The sequence below is a fragment of the Enterobacter sp. NFIX58 genome (assembly GCF_900110475.1).
GTDB lineage: Bacteria > Pseudomonadota > Gammaproteobacteria > Enterobacterales > Enterobacteriaceae > Enterobacter > Enterobacter quasiroggenkampii.
In genome coordinates this window covers 913,742-929,846 of record NZ_FODW01000001.1, presented here as the reverse complement: position 1 = coordinate 929,846, position 16,105 = coordinate 913,742, and the positions used below count along the sequence as shown (strand labels likewise).

At 55.3% G+C, this 16,105-nt stretch carries 17 protein-coding genes and 2 tRNA genes; 8 read left to right on the top strand and 11 right to left on the bottom strand.

What is annotated here, in order from left to right:
- Positions 1 to 2 precede the first annotated feature (2 nt).
- A complete protein-coding gene (locus BMW97_RS04515) occupies positions 3 to 833 on the bottom strand; it encodes an ABC transporter substrate-binding protein (RefSeq protein WP_080347292.1) in 831 nt (276 codons plus the stop codon).
- A gap of 246 nt (positions 834 to 1,079) precedes the next feature.
- On the opposite strand from BMW97_RS04515, the gene BMW97_RS24085 reads away from it, so the two are divergent.
- Positions 1,080 to 1,247, top strand: coding sequence for a hypothetical protein (locus tag BMW97_RS24085; RefSeq protein ID WP_032666818.1), 168 nt, complete (start codon positions 1,080 to 1,082; stop codon positions 1,245 to 1,247).
- Between the two features lie 92 nt (positions 1,248 to 1,339).
- Here the strand turns inward: BMW97_RS24085 and BMW97_RS04510 are convergent, their stop codons facing one another.
- Positions 1,340 to 1,480, bottom strand: a complete 141-nt coding sequence (locus tag BMW97_RS04510; protein ID WP_003857665.1) for a hypothetical protein — start codon at positions 1,478 to 1,480, stop codon at positions 1,340 to 1,342.
- Between the two features lie 125 nt (positions 1,481 to 1,605).
- Between BMW97_RS04510 and BMW97_RS04505 the strand changes: the two genes are divergently transcribed.
- Together BMW97_RS04505 and BMW97_RS04500 are read left to right on the top strand one after the other, a co-directional pair.
- Positions 1,606 to 2,388 (top strand): MBL fold metallo-hydrolase, encoded by a 783-nt coding sequence (locus BMW97_RS04505; protein ID WP_045910317.1) that lies wholly within the window; start codon positions 1,606 to 1,608, stop codon positions 2,386 to 2,388.
- Positions 2,389 to 2,460: 72 nt separating this feature from the next.
- The gene (locus tag BMW97_RS04500; RefSeq protein ID WP_045910318.1) at positions 2,461 to 3,096 is read left to right on the top strand and encodes a carbonic anhydrase; all 636 of its coding nucleotides are present in this window, start codon (positions 2,461 to 2,463) and stop codon (positions 3,094 to 3,096) included.
- A 28-nt stretch (positions 3,097 to 3,124) separates the two neighbouring features.
- Here BMW97_RS04500 and BMW97_RS04495 read toward each other — a convergent pair whose 3' ends face one another.
- From BMW97_RS04495 to mdtK, 4 genes are all read right to left on the bottom strand, one after another.
- Complete coding sequence (locus BMW97_RS04495) at positions 3,125 to 4,720, bottom strand: FAD-NAD(P)-binding protein (protein ID WP_045910319.1); 1,596 nt, start codon at positions 4,718 to 4,720, stop codon at positions 3,125 to 3,127.
- Between the two features lie 119 nt (positions 4,721 to 4,839).
- Positions 4,840 to 4,916, bottom strand: a tRNA-Val gene (locus BMW97_RS04490).
- 4 nt (positions 4,917 to 4,920) lie between these two features.
- Positions 4,921 to 4,997 (bottom strand) — tRNA-Val (locus tag BMW97_RS04485).
- A gap of 153 nt (positions 4,998 to 5,150) precedes the next feature.
- Positions 5,151 to 6,524 carry an MdtK family multidrug efflux MATE transporter gene (gene mdtK / locus BMW97_RS04480; RefSeq protein ID WP_045910320.1) on the bottom strand — a complete coding sequence of 458 codons (1,374 nt, stop codon included), beginning with the start codon at positions 6,522 to 6,524 and terminating at the stop codon, positions 5,151 to 5,153.
- A gap of 225 nt (positions 6,525 to 6,749) precedes the next feature.
- On the opposite strand from mdtK, the gene BMW97_RS04475 reads away from it, so the two are divergent.
- The gene (locus BMW97_RS04475) at positions 6,750 to 7,391 is read left to right on the top strand and encodes a riboflavin synthase (protein ID WP_008500602.1); all 642 of its coding nucleotides are present in this window, start codon (positions 6,750 to 6,752) and stop codon (positions 7,389 to 7,391) included.
- A 31-nt stretch (positions 7,392 to 7,422) separates the two neighbouring features.
- Here BMW97_RS04475 and cfa read toward each other — a convergent pair whose 3' ends face one another.
- Positions 7,423 to 8,571 (bottom strand): cyclopropane fatty acyl phospholipid synthase, encoded by a 1,149-nt coding sequence (gene cfa, locus BMW97_RS04470; RefSeq protein ID WP_045910321.1) that lies wholly within the window; start codon positions 8,569 to 8,571, stop codon positions 7,423 to 7,425.
- Positions 8,572 to 8,869: 298 nt separating this feature from the next.
- On the bottom strand, positions 8,870 to 10,069 hold the full coding sequence (gene punC, locus BMW97_RS04465; protein WP_045910322.1) for a purine nucleoside transporter PunC: 1,200 nt from the start codon (positions 10,067 to 10,069) through the stop codon (positions 8,870 to 8,872).
- 114 nt (positions 10,070 to 10,183) lie between these two features.
- Between punC and punR the strand changes: the two genes are divergently transcribed.
- Complete coding sequence (gene punR / locus BMW97_RS04460; RefSeq protein WP_045910323.1) at positions 10,184 to 11,095, top strand: DNA-binding transcriptional activator PunR; 912 nt, start codon at positions 10,184 to 10,186, stop codon at positions 11,093 to 11,095.
- 17 nt (positions 11,096 to 11,112) lie between these two features.
- Here punR and purR read toward each other — a convergent pair whose 3' ends face one another.
- Positions 11,113 to 12,138, bottom strand: a complete 1,026-nt coding sequence (purR, locus tag BMW97_RS04455; protein ID WP_008500597.1) for an HTH-type transcriptional repressor PurR — start codon at positions 12,136 to 12,138, stop codon at positions 11,113 to 11,115.
- Positions 12,139 to 12,435: 297 nt separating this feature from the next.
- Here purR and BMW97_RS04445 point away from each other — a divergent pair, with 297 nt between their 5' ends.
- On the top strand, positions 12,436 to 12,525 hold the full coding sequence (locus BMW97_RS04445; RefSeq protein ID WP_008500596.1) for a cytochrome bd-I oxidase subunit CydH: 90 nt from the start codon (positions 12,436 to 12,438) through the stop codon (positions 12,523 to 12,525).
- A 163-nt stretch (positions 12,526 to 12,688) separates the two neighbouring features.
- Positions 12,689 to 13,855: an MFS transporter gene (locus tag BMW97_RS04440; protein WP_045910324.1), complete on the top strand. Its 1,167-nt coding sequence runs from the start codon at positions 12,689 to 12,691 to the stop codon at positions 13,853 to 13,855.
- Between the two features lie 38 nt (positions 13,856 to 13,893).
- On the opposite strand, the gene sodB is transcribed toward BMW97_RS04440, so the two are convergent.
- Together sodB and BMW97_RS04430 are read right to left on the bottom strand one after the other, a co-directional pair.
- Positions 13,894 to 14,475: a superoxide dismutase [Fe] gene (gene sodB, locus BMW97_RS04435; protein ID WP_029739795.1), complete on the bottom strand. Its 582-nt coding sequence runs from the start codon at positions 14,473 to 14,475 to the stop codon at positions 13,894 to 13,896.
- 122 nt (positions 14,476 to 14,597) lie between these two features.
- Entirely contained in the window at positions 14,598 to 15,371 is a 774-nt protein-coding gene (locus BMW97_RS04430; RefSeq protein WP_023327204.1) for a C40 family peptidase, read from the bottom strand.
- Positions 15,372 to 15,709: 338 nt separating this feature from the next.
- On the opposite strand from BMW97_RS04430, the gene grxD reads away from it, so the two are divergent.
- Positions 15,710 to 16,057 carry a monothiol glutaredoxin 4 gene (gene grxD / locus BMW97_RS04425; protein ID WP_003832760.1) on the top strand — a complete coding sequence of 116 codons (348 nt, stop codon included), beginning with the start codon at positions 15,710 to 15,712 and terminating at the stop codon, positions 16,055 to 16,057.
- The last annotated feature ends 48 nt before the right edge of the window (positions 16,058 to 16,105 follow it).

Here is a 16,105-nt window from a genome sequence, read left to right as displayed (position 1 = left end):
AATTACCTGGCTTCTATTTTAAAGCCGCGAGGCTGTGGAGCAGGGGTGCCAGGACCAAACCAGACATCATAGATTTTTGCCGCCTGACCGGTCTTCTCGAGATTAACCAGCTCGTCGTTGACGGCTTTCAGCAGTGCCGTTTCACCTTTCTTCACCCCCACGCCGATCTCTTCTTTACTGAGCAGGTCGGGCAGGATTTTGAAGTTGGCTTTGTCCGGCGCCTGCGCCAGCAGACCGGCCAGAATGGTGCTGTCCTGAGTGATGGCCTGTACGTTGCCGTTGCGCAGTGCGGTCAGCGCCAGGGGAATGTCGTCATAAGAGAGGACGCGGGACTGCGGGAAACGCTGGTGCAGCGCCTGCTCGCCCGTTGTGCCTTTGACTGCGCCAATGCGCGCACGGCTATAGTCATCGAGCTTGTCCGGTGATTTCGCCGGAACCAGGAACTGCTGGCCAGTGACGAAGTAAGGCGTCGAGAAATCAATGACCTGTGCGCGTTCCGGGGTGATAGTAATATCCGCCACGATCAGGTCGGCCTTGCCGGACTGCAGCAGCGGAATGCGGTTGGCCGGATTGGTGGCAACCAGTTCAAGCTTCACGCCGAGCGATTTTGCCAGCGCTTTGGCGAAGTCCACGTCGTAACCCACGATCTCATGCGTTTTGGCATCAATCGAGCCAAACGGCGGGTTGGCATCAAACGTGGCCACTTTCACCACCCCTGCTGCCTTGATATCCGCCAGCTGATCGGCCTGCGCCTGCGCTGAAAACAGGCCCCAGGCTGCCACTACGCCCAGAGCCAGCGTCCGTTTTTTAAACCCTTTCATTTTTGCTGCCATAGTCATTCGCCATCCCGTTGTTTTTGTTTTACCCCGTTACGCTCCCATAAGGGAAAGCTATCGCCAAATAAGAAATCGTTCTTTGCTATGAGCAAAAAAGCATTAGTGAACAAGGTGTTAATGAAGAGTGAAAAGGACGAGGGTGCTATTTGCAGATCCTGCACATCGACAGTGGATTTTGGTATTTCCCCTGCACGGGATAGGGGTGCTTAACTGAAGGCAGATACGGCGAGAGAGGGTAAGACGATGAAAAAATGGATCAGCACGTTACGGCGGTTTTTTGCGGCCCGGCCAGCGAATGCGGAGAACAGCGCGCAACGTGTTCTTGAGTCGATACTGCCTGTCGCCAGCCTGTATGGCGTAGACGTTGCCAACATTGACCCGGAGTGGTTCCATGATAAAACGCCACGCTGAACTGCGCCGCACGCGCGAAACGTACTGGAACGAAGTGTGCGTGACGTTTAACGAGTGAAATAAAAAAGCACCGGTTTCCCGGTGCTTTTTTATTAGATCTTGCAGGCGTCGCCGCAGTCGTCGTCGGCGACAATCGCCTGCGCTTTTTTATCCGCGTCGTCCAGACGTTCTGCATTACGCTCTTCTGCTTCATCCAGACCGTTAAACACTAAGTTATCGAGATCAATTTCCATGTTGCACCTGCTCTGTTCAGTTTTCGATACTGGCACAGTATAGGGCAAAAAAAGCCAGCAATGTACCTCGCAGCACATAAGGATAATCCCTGCCATACTCAGTGCTTTATCGCTGAGGAGAGCACATGATTACACTCTGTAAAACCTGTGGAACCGCCTACGATATGCAGCCGGACAGATGCCCAATTTGTGAGGATGAACGCCAGTATGTGCCCATCACGGGGCAGGCGTGGACCGATCTCGATACCGTCAACGCGACGCACAGCAACAAATGGCAGCAGCTGGAGCCGCGATTGTTCGGTATCAAAACGGTCCCGGCGTTTGCTATCAACCAGCGGGCACTGCTTCTGCAAACGCCGCACGGCAATATCCTCTGGGACTGCATCGCCAACATTGACCCGGCAACCAAAACGCTTATTAACGCCCTTGGCGGCATCAGCGCGATTGCGATTTCACACCCGCATTATTACACCACGATGCAGGAGTGGGCTGCGGCGTTTGACGCGCCGGTGTACCTGCACGCCAGCGACAGAGAGTGGGTGATGCGCGACAGCCCGGCCATTCATTTCTGGGAAGGCGATGCGCTGGAGATTTTCCCGTCGGTTACCCTGCTGCGTCTGGGCGGGCATTTTGCCGGGGGAACGGTACTGCACTGGCAGGAGGGGGACGGGGTGCTGCTGGTGGGCGATATTCTGCAGGTCACGCCGGGTAAAGACGCCGTCTCGTTTATGTGGAGCTACCCGAACTATCTTCCGCTGCCGGCCCGCACCGTGGCGTCCGTCGTGAGTCATCTGGAAGGCAGAACGTTTGAACGTCTGTACGGCGCGTTCGAAGGGCAGAACATCCTCGCTAACGCGGACGAGATTGTGCAGCGGTCGGGCCAGAAATATATTGCTTGTCTGAAGTAAACCACGATGGGTAAACTTTACGAGTGTGATCTCGATCATACCTAAACTAAAACAGATAAAAGAGACATTGCTATGCAACATATCATTGAAGGTTTTCTCAGCTTTCAAAAAGAGATTTTCCCGCAACGTAAAGAACTCTTCCGCAGTTTAGCGTCCAGCCAGAATCCCAAAGCGCTGTTCATCTCATGCTCCGACAGCCGTCTGGTCCCGGAACTGGTCACCCAGCAAGAGCCAGGACAACTCTTTGTCATTCGTAATGCTGGCAACATTGTGCCGCCGTTCGGACCGGAGCCAGGCGGTGTGTCCGCTACCATCGAATACGCCGTCGTGGCGCTGGGCGTCACGGATATCGTGATTTGCGGTCACTCCAACTGCGGTGCGATGAAGGCGATTGCCGATAACGCGAACCTGGAGCCGATGCCTGCCGTGTCACACTGGCTGCGCTATTCCGACGCGGCAAAAGCCGTGGTAGAGAAGAAAACCTGGGATAAGCCGATCGATAAAGTGAATGCGATGGTGCAGGAAAACGTCTTTGCGCAACTGAGCAACATCAAGACCCATCCGTCCGTCGCGGTGGGCCTGCGTAATAACTCCATCCGACTGCACGGCTGGGTGTACGACATTGAAAGCGGCGAAATCCTCGCGCTGGATAAAACGACGAAAAGCTTCGTCTCGCTGTCGGAAAACCCGGAAGTCTTCTTCGAGTAACCCGCAACAGCAGGGCACGGATGCCCTGTCAGTATTCAAAATAGGGTAATCTCCGCCGCACGCGTGACGCGGGTTTTTCCGCCGCTTTCGCCATCGCCTCTGCAATCTCTGCACACTCCACCAGCCCCTGAACGAAGGGACGATCGTGCATCAGCCACGGTATCGCACCGAAGGCGATGCGCCCGCGAACGGTGTCAGGCGCTTTTAAGGTGTAATCCTCGCCGATATCGGGTATCTCATCGCCGGTCGCTTCCAGCTGTTTTCGCAGCGTCGGGAAGGGCAGATCTTTCGTTTTGAGCGGCTTTTGTCCGCGTGCGTCAATAAATACGTCGAAACGATAGACGGTCTCTTTTGTGGTTATCACCGTTCGATCGCTGCCAACGTCGAGCGTGTAGTCGTCACCGAGCGCGGCCACGCTGATGATGCCGGCTTCGCGAAGTGCGAGCAGCCTGCGGATAGACTGCGGAGGAATGGCGGCATAGTTGTCGATAAATACCCGAGCCAGGCCCTGCTTAAAGCGTTTTCTGTCCTGCTCGCTGAGATGGGGAACGATCTCCTGAACGACCTCATGCAGCCGCAGCACGGTGTAGCGCCACGCCACGGTACGGCGTTCGCGTTTATTGCGTTCAACCTCGTTGAGATTCTCTTCCGCCCAGGTAAAGGGGCCGTGGCGTTGACGATCCTCAAACCAGGCCTCACGAACAGTGTCCGCATTTAGCGTATGCAGAGAAATCTTCTCGCACCACGCCGGATCGGCAAGCTGAAGCTCTTTGACCATCAGGGCAAAAATGCGGTCAAGCAGGCCATCCGGTCCTTTGGCGATCTCGCTTTCCACCACGAATTCGGTCAATACCGACAGCGGCTCGTAAGGAATAGGGCAGTAAAAATCGGCTTCCGGCAGAATGCCCGTCCGGGACATCAGTGCAATGTGTAACCCTTCGCTGCTTTTGTCGAGGATGAATTTACCGTCACGAAACGCACCGTGCTGCATCACCACCGCCATAGCCGCGTCCAGGCCGCTCAAGGAGGTGCCCATAATGCCCACGCGGCAAGGGGGAATGCGGGCGTCCATCAGACCGGACCACGGGCTTGGGAAGAACGTGCGCGTGGCTTCATCCTCCTCTGGCCAGACGTGGCCGGTGGCAATAACCGCCAGGTCGAATTGATCCGGTAAGGTGCGGTCGTTGACCGAAATCGTCACGCCGGTTGTCGAAGGGATGATGTTGGTGACCTTCGCGGATTCATGGACCTTAACCTCGAACCCCAGCTTTTTCGCCTCTTTTACGATTGAACGAAAACTGTCGCGAAAGTACTCTCCCAACAGGAGCCTGGGCAGGAACTGTCGGTCATGCAGGCTGGCTTTATCCACCTTAAAGCGTGCCAGATGGGCGTCGCTCTGTTCCTTAAGCCAGTCGAGATAGGTCATAAAAATAGGCGGGATTTCAATGCTCGCAATGTTCGCCAGCATCAGTCGGGAATTATCGTCGTCGTTATAGGGCATGCCCACGCCGGCTTCATCAGCCTGTTCGAAAACGGAAACGGAGAGCGGCGTGCTGTTTTGAAGCAGGTGATAAAAGGTGTAAATCCCTGTGGGGCCGGAGCCGATAATCGCGATCTTCTTCATCGACACGTTTCCTGTGTTTTTTTCCATAGGAAAAGCGTAGCAGGAGAATAATGATGAAAATAAAGGATTAAGAAAATTCAGGCTATCAGAGGAGAATTTGCACCATTTCAGGACTGAAATGGTGCGTCCGAGTGGACTCGAACCACCGACCCCCACCATGTCAAGGTGGTGCTCTAACCAACTGAGCTACGGACGCAGAATGGTGCGTTCAATTGGACTCGAACCAACGACCCCCACCATGTCAAGGTGGTGCTCTAACCAACTGAGCTATGAACGCAACGTGTTGTCGGTGACAACGGGGACGAATATTAGCGGCACAGCACCGAGGTGGCAAGAGGGAAAATGCAATTTTCTCTCTGATTTCACGCGATTGCTGTATTACCGCGCAAAGTGAAGAGAAAGTAGCCGCCGGGTGGCGGCTACTGCGTATTTAACGTGCAGCGCGTTGCAAAATGATCGTGGATGGCTGGCGCTGCAGGAAGCGCATGCGCATCATCATCATAATCGCCGCCGACGTCAGGCCGATGATAAAGCCCATCCAGAACCCCGCCGGTCCCATGCGGTCCACCACCAGGTCGGTCAGGGCCAGAATATACCCACACGGCAGACCCAGCACCCAGTAGGCGATGAAGGTGATAAAGAAAATGGAGCGCGTGTCTTTATAGCCGCGCAGCACGCCGCTGCCAATCACCTGAATGGAGTCCGAAATCTGGTAAATCGCGGCCAGCAGCATCAGGTGCGATGCCAGCGCGACGACTTCCGGATTGTCGTTATAGAGCAGGGCAATCTGCTCGCGCAGCGCAACGGTAAAAAGCGCCGTGCAAATGGCCATGCAGACGCCGACGCCCAGTCCGGTGCGCGCGGCGGTTTGCGCGTCGAGCGTCGAGCCTTGCCCCAGGCGGAAGCCCACGCGGATCGTCACTGCCGCGGCCAGCGACATCGGCAGGACGAACATCAGGGAACTGAAGTTCAGCGCAATCTGGTGCCCGGCGACGTTCACAATGCCCAGCGGGGAGACCAGCAGGGCGACCACGGCAAAAAGGGTCACCTCAAAGAACAACGCAAGGGCAATCGGCAACCCTAGTTGCACCAGACGCGTCATGATGCTCCAGTCCGGCGTGCTGAATCTGTTCTCGTTACGAATATCGCGCATGGAGCGGGCGCGCTTCACGAAAGTAAGCATCGAGAAGAACATGACCCAGTAAACGGCTGCCGTTGCCACGCCGCAGCCGACGCCACCCAGCTCCGGCATCCCGAAATGACCGTAAATAAAGACATAGTTAACCGGGATGTTGACCAGCAGCCCGATAAAACCCATCACCATGCCGGGCTTGGTTTTCGCCAGGCCTTCACACTGGTTACGCGCCACCTGGAAAAAGAGATAGCCCGGCGCGCCCCAGAGCAGCGCGCGCAGATAGCCCACGGCTTTGTCCGCCAGCGCCGGGTCAATATTATGCATAGCGCGAATGATATGGCCCGCGTTCCAGAGCACCACCATGATCAGCACGGAGACAAACCCTGCCAGCCAGAAACCCTGGCGAACCTGATGGGCGATGCGCTCGCGACGGCCTGAGCCATTGAGCTGAGCGATAACAGGCGTGAGCGCGAGCAGCAGACCGTGACCGAACAGGATGGCCGGAAGCCAGATTGACGTGCCGATAGCCACGGCCGCCATGTCGGTGGCGCTGTAGCCACCTGCCATTACCGTATCCACAAATCCCATTGCGGTCTGGGCCACTTGCGCGATGATCACTGGTATAGCCAGTGCCAATAACTGGCGCGCTTCATTCATGTACTTCTGCACGTGAACACCTTTATTTTGTAGTTATTTGAGAGACTAAAAAAGCCGCCGAAACGGGCAGCAAGAAGAAAATGCAGGGGGGTGCCAGCTATTGTAGCGGGCTTTAGCTATTTATCTAGTGAAAAAATCGCCAGAAAATGCGCTCCGCTGGCAACCTGTTTTTCCAACTGTTATTGTGGAGGGATTAAACGGTGTCATCACCGTTCGGAAAAAACAGGAGTTGTAAGCATGTTTACTGGTATTGTGCAGGGCACTGCCAAAGTAGTGTCCATTGATGAAAAACCTAATTTCCGTACTCATGTTGTTGAGCTGCCGGAATATATGCTTGAGGGTATCGAAACCGGCGCCTCGATTGCCCATAACGGCTGTTGCCTGACCGTGACCGAAATTAACGGCAACCAGATTAGCTTTGATTTAATGAAAGAGACGCTGCGGATCACTAACCTGGGCGAGCTGGTGGTAGGCGATACCGTCAACGTTGAGCGCGCGGCGAAGTTCAGCGATGAGATTGGCGGCCATTTGATGTCGGGGCACATCATGACCACTGCCGAAGTGGCGAAAATCGTGACCTCGGAAAATAACCGTCAAATCTGGTTTAAAATGCAGGACCCGTCATTAATGAAATACATCCTCTATAAAGGATTTATTGGCATTGACGGGATTAGCCTGACCGTGGGAGAAGTGACGCCAACGCGTTTTTGCGTGCATTTAATTCCTGAAACGCTGCAGCGCACCACGCTGGGCGCCAAAAAACTGGGGCATCGCGTGAATATCGAAATCGATCCGCAAACCCAGGCGGTGGTGGATACGGTTGAACGCGTGCTGGCAGCTAAAGAAGCCGCAATAATAAAGACCGCAGAAGAAGAATAAAAAATAACCCCGGCTATCCGGGGTTATTTTTTTAGCGTGCGACACGCAGTCCGTGTTCGATCCCCCGGCTGAATACCACCTGCCAGAGCTGAATATCCCGTGCGCGAAACGCCCCCGCGCAGGCATTCAGATAATAGCTAAACATCCGTTTGAATCGTTCTGAATAGTTGTCCGCAATCTCGGGCCAGGCTTTCTGGAAACGTTCATGCCACGCCATTAAGGTGGTGTCGTAGTCCGCGCCAAAGTTATGCCAGTCTTCCATCACGAAATGGGATTCACTGGCGTTGGCGATCTGGCGAACGGACGGTAAACAGCCATTCGGAAAGATGTATTTATTGATCCACGGGTCAACATTATTGTCGGTCCGCTTAGAGCCGATGGTGTGCAGCAGGAAGAGCCCGTCCGGTTTCAGATTACGATCCACCACCTCAAAGTAGGTATCGTAGTTTTTTGGCCCCACGTGCTCGAACATGCCGACGGAAACGATCCGGTCGAACTGCTCGTTCAGGTCACGGTAGTCCTGCAGCCGGATATCCACATCAAGACCCTGACAGCGCTCTCGCGCCATTTTTTGCTGTTCCGCTGAGATCGTCACGCCGACCACGCTGACGCCATAGTGCTTCGCCATAAAATACGCCAGCCCGCCCCAGCCGCAGCCGATATCCAGCACGCGCATGCCGGGCTGTAGCTGCAGCTTTTCACTGATCAGACGCAGCTTGGCCTGCTGTGCTTCCTCAAGCGTCGACGCGTCTTTCCAGTAGGCGCAGGAGTATTGCATGAAAGGGTCCAGCATGCGGCTGAAAAGGTCATTGCCGAGATCGTAATGCTCTTTGCCGACGATCCAGGCGCGTTTTTTACTTTGCAAGTTAAACAGTCGGGCAGAGGCGACACGCAGGGTGTCTTTCAGATTACGGGGGAGTTGATTTTCCAGACCGGCACGCAACACGCTGGCAAAAAAGATATCCAGCCGTTCACAATCCCACCAGCCGTCCATATAACTTTCTCCCAGGCCTAACGACCCTTCCCGCAACACGCGTTTAAAAAAGTCGGGATGTTTAACCTGGGGATCGGATGGCGAAGATCCGTTGATAGTGATGCCTGCTCGACCTAACAGTTCACTGACGATCCGGGACCAGTTGTCGTCCGGAACGCTGACTTCTTCTATACACGATGAACTCATAGCTTCTCCATCACCCTGATGTGATCAGAACCTTCAAACAGCGTAGACGCTTTTTTTGGTTTGTGAGAAATCTCACGGTAAATACCGCGAGGCTAGTATCCGACGTAGAACAGAGGAAGGGAGATAACCCTTGCCGAAATGCCTTCCATGGTAAAACGGAAGCACTCCGGCTCCCGTTAACACTTAATATTTATCGTATTTAATCGAACCAAATTTAGTATAGGCCTCAAAATTTGGTGATTCAATAGAAAATTGTTAGCAACCTAATCACTGAAATGTAACATGATTTCTGGCGCAATCAGGCATGCGAGGTTTCCACCTGCGCACCGCTATCCTGCTCACGCTGCGCGGACGCCTGCATGCGGTAACCCAATACCGCCAGCGCAACGGTGACCAGCATCACGCTGGTGGTGGTTAACAGCGGTGTCGCAATCAGCGCCGAGACCACCAGGCTTGCCAGGAAGCACAGACCCAGCTGCAGGGTATTTTGCAGCGCGGCGGCGCGGCCTGTCGCCTGCGGGAACGGACGTAACGCCTGTGCCACCACGATCGGGTAAATCGCCCCGTTCGCCACGGCCATCACGCAGAAGGGAATCAAAATTTCAGCCAGGCCCGCGCCCGGAATAAACCCGACGGCCCAGGTACCGATGACGCTCAGCGCATAGAGCACCAGCAGCCATGGCAGCATTTGCTGGCCTTCCCATTTTTGCAGCGCCGCGCGGCAGCCGTACCCGCCCACCAGGAACGCGATGGTCTGCGGAACATAGCTTAGACCGATGGCCGCCGGGCTGTAGCCCATATCGTGCAGAATAAACGGCGAGCCGGTGAGCCACGCGAAGAAGCTGGCCGAACAGGCGGCATAAATCAGGACATTCCCGCGATACGCCTTGGCGCTCAGCAGGGAGGTGAAGGTAATCGGCTTCGCGTCGGCATGCGCCTCTTTTTTATGCGCGGGCTTAAGGGCAAACGCCGGCAGCATCAGCACCAGCGTGATAGCAAACAGCGTGGCAAAAATGGCCTGCCAGTCAAAGTGTGCGAGGATCCAGCTGCCCAGCAGCGGAGCCAGGGCAGGGGAAAGACCCACCAGCGGCATAATAGTGGCGAAAATACGGTTTGTGCGGTTAGCCGGATAGTAGTCGGTCACCAGCGCCTGCCAGGTCACCGCCGCAGCACAGACGCCCACGGCCTGAATAAAGCGCAGCACCAGTAGCCAGGTAGCATCGCGCACCCACAACATCCCCAGGCAGCCCACGGCAAAAATGGCCAGACCCAGCAGCAGTACCGGTTTACGGCCAAAGCGATCCGAGAGCGGTCCCCACAGGAGCTGCGCGAAAGCAAAACCGGCAAGGAACAGGCTCAGGCTGGCGCTGATGGCCGCCGCAGGGGTTTGCAGGTCTTCCTGCATCGCGGCAAACGCGGGCAGGTACATGTCGGTGGCCAAAAAGCCCAGCACGCTTAAGCCGCCGAGCCAGACTAAAAATCCTTTCCTGGGTTGCATTCTCTTATTCTCCTGAGGAGGCAGGTGTACGTTGGCGCAGAGTGTAGGGAGTGCAAAGCGGCTTGTGAAACGCTAATATTTGGCGGGTGCATTCAAATTTTTTGCAGGCAGAAAATGTGGTCAGATTATTCTCTTGAAGTGGTCGATGCTGTTGCGCGTAACGGCAGCTTTAGCGGTGCAGCGCAGGAGTTGCACCGCGTCCCTTCGGCCATCAGCTACACGGTGCGTCAGCTTGAGGAGTGGCTGGCGGTTCCGCTGTTTGAACGGCGGCATCGCGACGTGGAATTAACGCCCGCAGGCGCGTGGTTTTTGAAGGAAGGGCGTTCTGTTATCAAAAAAATGCAGATCACCCGCGAACAGTGCCAGCAGATCGCCAACGGCTGGCGGGGACATCTCTCCATCGCGGTGGATAACATCGTGAAGCCGGAACGCACCCGGCAGATGATCGTGGATTTCTATCGTCATTTCTCTGACGTTGAGCTGCGGGTCTCGCAGGAGGTGTTCAACGGGGTGTGGGATGCGCTGGCGGACGGCAGGGCGGAGATGGCGATTGGCGCTACGCAGGCGATCCCGGTTGGGGGACGTTACGCCTTTCGCGACATGGGGATGCTGAGCTGGAAATGCGTGGTGGCACGCGATCATCCCCTGGCGGCGATGGACGGGCCGCTGAGCGACGATACGCTGCGTAACTGGCCCTCGCTGGTGCTGGAGGATACGTCCCGTTCACTGCCCAAGCGTATCACCTGGCTTCTGGACAACCAGCGGCGGGTGGTGGCTCCTGACTGGGAATCATCGGCGACGTGCCTCAGCGCCGGGCTGTGCGTCGCGATGGTGCCCGTTCATTTTGCGCGTCCGCGCATCGATACCGGAGAATGGGTTGAACTGACGCTGGAGAATCCGTTCCCGGACGCGGCCTGCTGCCTGACCTGGCAACAAAATGATGTCTCGCCCGCCATGGCCTGGCTGCTGGATTATCTGGGAGACAGCGAAACGCTAAACCGGGAATGGTTACGGGAGCCAGCGTAGCTGGCCCCGTCAAAGGATTAACGACGGTAGTCGCGGAACGGACCATCCGCAACGGAACGGCGTTCAATCAGGCGTGGGTGAACTTCAATGGACTGCGACTCTTCGCGTTTGTTGACGATTCTGTCCAGCAGCATATTGAAGGCCGTTTCGCCCAGCGAATCTTTTGGCTGGTGAATGGTTGTCAGCGCCGGGGTGAAGAAGCGCGCGTTACGCACGTTGTCATACCCGATCACGGAAATATCCTGCGGTACGCGCAGGCCCAGCTCATCGGCGGCGCAGAGCGCACCCATGGCCATGATGTCACCCCCGCAGAAAACGGCGGTCGGGCGGTGCGGCTGGGAAACGATCTGCTGCATTGCGCGATAGCCTGATTCCGGCTCAAAGTCGCCCTGCACGATCCAGTTTTCCGGCACGGTGATCAGCGCTTCTTCCATCGCTTTCATAAAACCGGCCAGACGGCCCGCGCCGGTGTTACGCTCCAGCGGACCCGGGATCACGCCAATCTCGCGGTGACCGCGTTCGATCAGGTAACGACCCGCCATGTAACCGCCTTCAAAGGCGTTGTCGATAACGGAGTCGGTGAAGTCCGCGCGCGCTTCACCCCAGTCCATGACCACCATGGGGATATGGCGATACTCTTCGAGCATCGACAGCACGGATTCCGGGTACTCGGAACACATCACCAGCAGGCCATCCACGCGCTTCTGCGCCATCATCGACAGGTAGGCACGCTGTTTTTCTATGCTGTTCCATGCGTTGCCCAGAATCAGGGTATAGCCTTTCTGGAAGCAGTTCTTCTCTACCGCTTCAATGATTTCGGCAAAATAGGCCGCTTCACTGCTGGTGGCCAGCAATCCAATGGATTTGGTGTGATTAACCTTGAGGCTGCGCGCAACCGCACTTGGGGAATAGTGCAGCTCTTTGATCGCTGCCCAGACGGCGTTGCGCGTCTCTTCCGCCACGAAGCGGGTTTTGTTAATTACATGTGATACGGTTGTAGTGGAAACGTTTGCGCGTTTTGCTACGTCTTTAATTGTTGCCATTAAATGTCACTCCAGACCATATCCTAAACTCCTGAAAAACTTGAAGGTAAACGTTTGCCTTCTCTCACCCTTATCACGCAATCTTGAATTGCGGCACGCCGGGAAAACGACACGGGACGTCAGGAGGGGGTCAATGGCCGGTACGCTAATAAATTTAGCGTGGAATTTTGTCCTATCTTGATGAAAAGGGGAAGAGGTAAAGTGTTTATCAGCCTAAATCCAGGAAGATTTTTGACGTAAATTATGCAAAAATGAGCAGGCTCACTTTTCGTGGGGGGATTAAAAGGAGAAAAATTGATGAGTTCCGATCTGAAGTTTTCGCTGTTCACCACCGTTGTTGTGCTGGCTCTGATTGTCGCGGCGGGTCTGACGGCCGCACTGCACTGATTTACGCGGAGGGAGAGCCTTCTCCCTCCCGCTCACCCCGATTGTTACTCCTAAGGCAAAAATCTTTTGCCATTTTGTTAACTTCTCATTTTTTGTGATTGATGTCATGCTTTCCGCTTCTTTGTTCTGTGTCACCACATGACACGGCATCCGGAGTTGACGCATGAAAATCAATTTTCCCCTGCTGGCCCTGGCGATTGGCGCTTTTGGGATTGGCACCACTGAATTCTCCCCGATGGGGTTACTGCCCGTCATCGCCCGCGGCGTGGACGTCTCGATCCCTGCGGCAGGCATGTTAATCAGCGCCTACGCTATCGGCGTGATGGTGGGGGCGCCGCTAATGACGCTTCTCCTTTCGCACCGCGCGCGCCGCAATGCGCTCATTTTCCTGATGGCGATTTTCACCCTCGGTAACGTGCTTTCGGCCATTTCGCCGGACTACACCACGCTGATGCTGTCGCGTATTCTGACCAGCCTCAACCACGGCGCGTTCTTTGGGCTGGGGTCGGTTGTGGCGGCAAGCGTGGTGCCAAAACATAAGCAGGCCAGCGCCGTGGCCACCATGTTTATGGGCCTGACCATTGCTAACATTGGCGGCGTTCCTGCGGCAACCTGGCTGGGCGAGGTCATTGGCTGGAGGATGTCCTTCCTGGCGACGGCCGGACTGGGCGTAGTCGCGATGGTGGCGTTGTTCTTCTCCCTGCCAAAAGGCAGCGCGGGTGAACGCCCTGACGTACGCAGAGAGCTGTCGGTGCTGGTGCGCCCGCAGGTGCTCTCTGCGCTGCTTACGACCGTGCTGGGGGCAGGGGCGATGTTTACCCTCTACACATATATTTCACCTGTGCTGCATGACATCACCCACGCAACGCCTCTCTTTGTGACCGCGATGCTGGTGCTAATTGGCGTGGGCTTCTCGATTGGCAACTATCTCGGCGGGAAATTTGCCGACCGTTCGGTGAGCGGAACGCTGAAGGGCTTCTTAATCCTGCTGATTGTTATCATGATCGCCATTCCGTGGCTGGCGCGTAACGAGTTTGGCGCCGCGGTGGCGATGGTCGTCTGGGGGGCTGCAACGTTCGCTGTGGTGCCACCGCTGCAGATGCGCGTGATGCGCGTCGCGCATGAAGCGCCGGGCCTCTCATCCTCGGTCAATATTGGTGCCTTTAACCTGGGCAATGCGCTCGGTGCGGCGGCCGGTGGGGCCGTGATTTCAGGGGGGCTGGGGTACAGTTTTGTGCCGGTGATGGGGGCGATTATTGCCGCGCTCGGCCTGCTGCTGGTGATGATGTCGGGTCGTAAACAGCCAGAAGCAGCCTGCGCTGCGGAATAAACCAAAAACGCAGAAGGGCGAACCCTTCTGCGTGTCTCTTACGCGGCGAAGTTCTTCGCCACAAAGTCCCAGTTAACCAGTGCCCAGAAGTGCTCCAGGTAGTTAGGGCGCGCGTTACGGTAATCGATGTAGTAAGCGTGTTCCCATACGTCCACGGTCATCAGCGGCTTAGCGCTGGTGGTCAGCGGGGTGCCCGCGTTAGAGGTGGACACGATAGCCAGTTTGCCATCCGCCTCTTTGACCAGCCACGTCCAGCCCGAACCGAAGTTCTTGATGGCGGCATCGGTGAACTTCGCTTTGAAATCCGCGAAGCTGCCAAAGGCGGCATTGATGGCGGTAGCCAGTTCACCGACAGGTTCGCCACCGGCGTTTGGCGCCAGGCAGTGCCAGTAGAAGGTGTGGTTCCACACTTGAGCGGCGTTGTTGAATACGCCACCCTCAGAACTGCGCACGATCTCTTCCAGCGTTTTGCCTTCAAAATCGGTGCCCTTAATCAAATTGTTCAGGTTGGTGACGTACGTCTGGTGATGCTTGCCGTAGTGATATTCCAGGGTTTCCGCAGAAATGTGCGGGGCCAGGGCGTCTTTTGCATACGGTAGTGCAGGTAATTCGAACGACATTGCTTCTCTCCTTATTGTATTTTGTGTTGTCAATAACCACACAGACAACAAGGACAGGATAGCAAATTGAAAGGGTATGCAAAAGAGGAACTTACCCTGCCACGGGTGTGGCAGGGCAGGGGTTAGCGAATGGTTTTCGGCGTCATCACGCGGCGTGCGCCGACGTAATGGCGTACCCAGTAGTCTTCACTGAGAGAGGTGATCTGAATATCCTGGCCGCTACGCGGTGACTGGATGAATTTTCCGTTGCCGACATAGACGCCAACGTGGTCAGCTGTCCCGCGGCCCTGCGTGCGGAAGAAGACCAGATCGCCGTTCTCCAGCTCTCCACGGTTGACCGGGGACGCGTCGCGCAGGTGGTACATTTCGTTGGCGGTGCGCGGAATGCGGAACTTGACCAGATCTTTATAGGCGTAATAGACGAGGCCGCTGCAGTCAAAACCGGTACGCGGTGAAGTCCCGCCCCAGTGATAAGGTTTGCCAATCTGCCCCATCAGCTTGTTCATTGCGGTTTTTTGCGCTTTCTGGACGCGTACTTTATGCACTTCCGCTATTTTGGTGACCTTGGTGCATTTCGCCTTATGGCCTTTACGCGCGATGCATTTTTCAGTCACGAGGTTAGCGGCGGTTTGCGAAGCTTTACTTTTGGCGGTGTGGGCAGTGCGGGAAGAAGTGGTTTTCGTCTTGCTGGAAGCGGTTTTTTTAGTCTGTGTGTTTGTCTTTTTCTTGTCGTTCTTAGCGGTGGTTTTTTTCTTACGTTCTGTGGCTTTCACCAGATGGTTTTTTTGTACAGCAGAATGCCGCGCCTGCTGAGAGGCATTCGCCACTGGCGTGAAGGTGAGTGAAGTAAACAGTAAAGCACAGAGCGTGATCGAGATTTTATTTATCCGCGCCACTGGGCAGTCCCCTGATAAATGCAGGTCATCAATAATACCCGCGTGTGATTTACAAAGCCCGTCGATTCTAATCCATAAAAAGCCAGAAAGTTAATACCATTTTTCAATCTCTAATCCTGTTTCGTTAGCAAGTGCAAAAAAATTCATCGTTCTGTTGTACATTTGCCCATTCCCTAAGCAAAACCCTGGCCGCCGCAGGGGTAAACACCATTTGCAATGCAACTTTTCGTGACTCGGCGTAAAATGTCTATACGTGACAAAAATGTTATTTTCCGATGCCAGTCTGAACCGCTACAATGTCAGACGAATGCCGTAACAGAAGTTAAAGGAAGCAAGACATGAGCACCACTATTGAAAAAATCCAGCGCCAGATCGCTGAAAACCCGATTCTGCTGTATATGAAAGGTTCTCCAAAGCTGCCAAGCTGCGGCTTCTCCGCGCAAGCGGTTCAGGCGCTGTCTGCCTGTGGTGAGCGTTTTGCTTACGTTGATATCCTGCAGAACCCGGACATCCGCGCTGAGCTGCCGAAGTACGCGAACTGGCCGACGTTCCCACAGCTGTGGGTAGACGGTGAACTGGTTGGCGGTTGCGATATTCTGATTGAAATGTATCAGCGCGGTGAACTGCAGCAGCTGATCAAAGAAACCGCGGCGAAGTACAAAACGGAAGAGCCGGACGCAGAGTAATTTACTGCGGAAATAAAAAAGCGACCTGCTATGTGGTCGCTTTTTTTT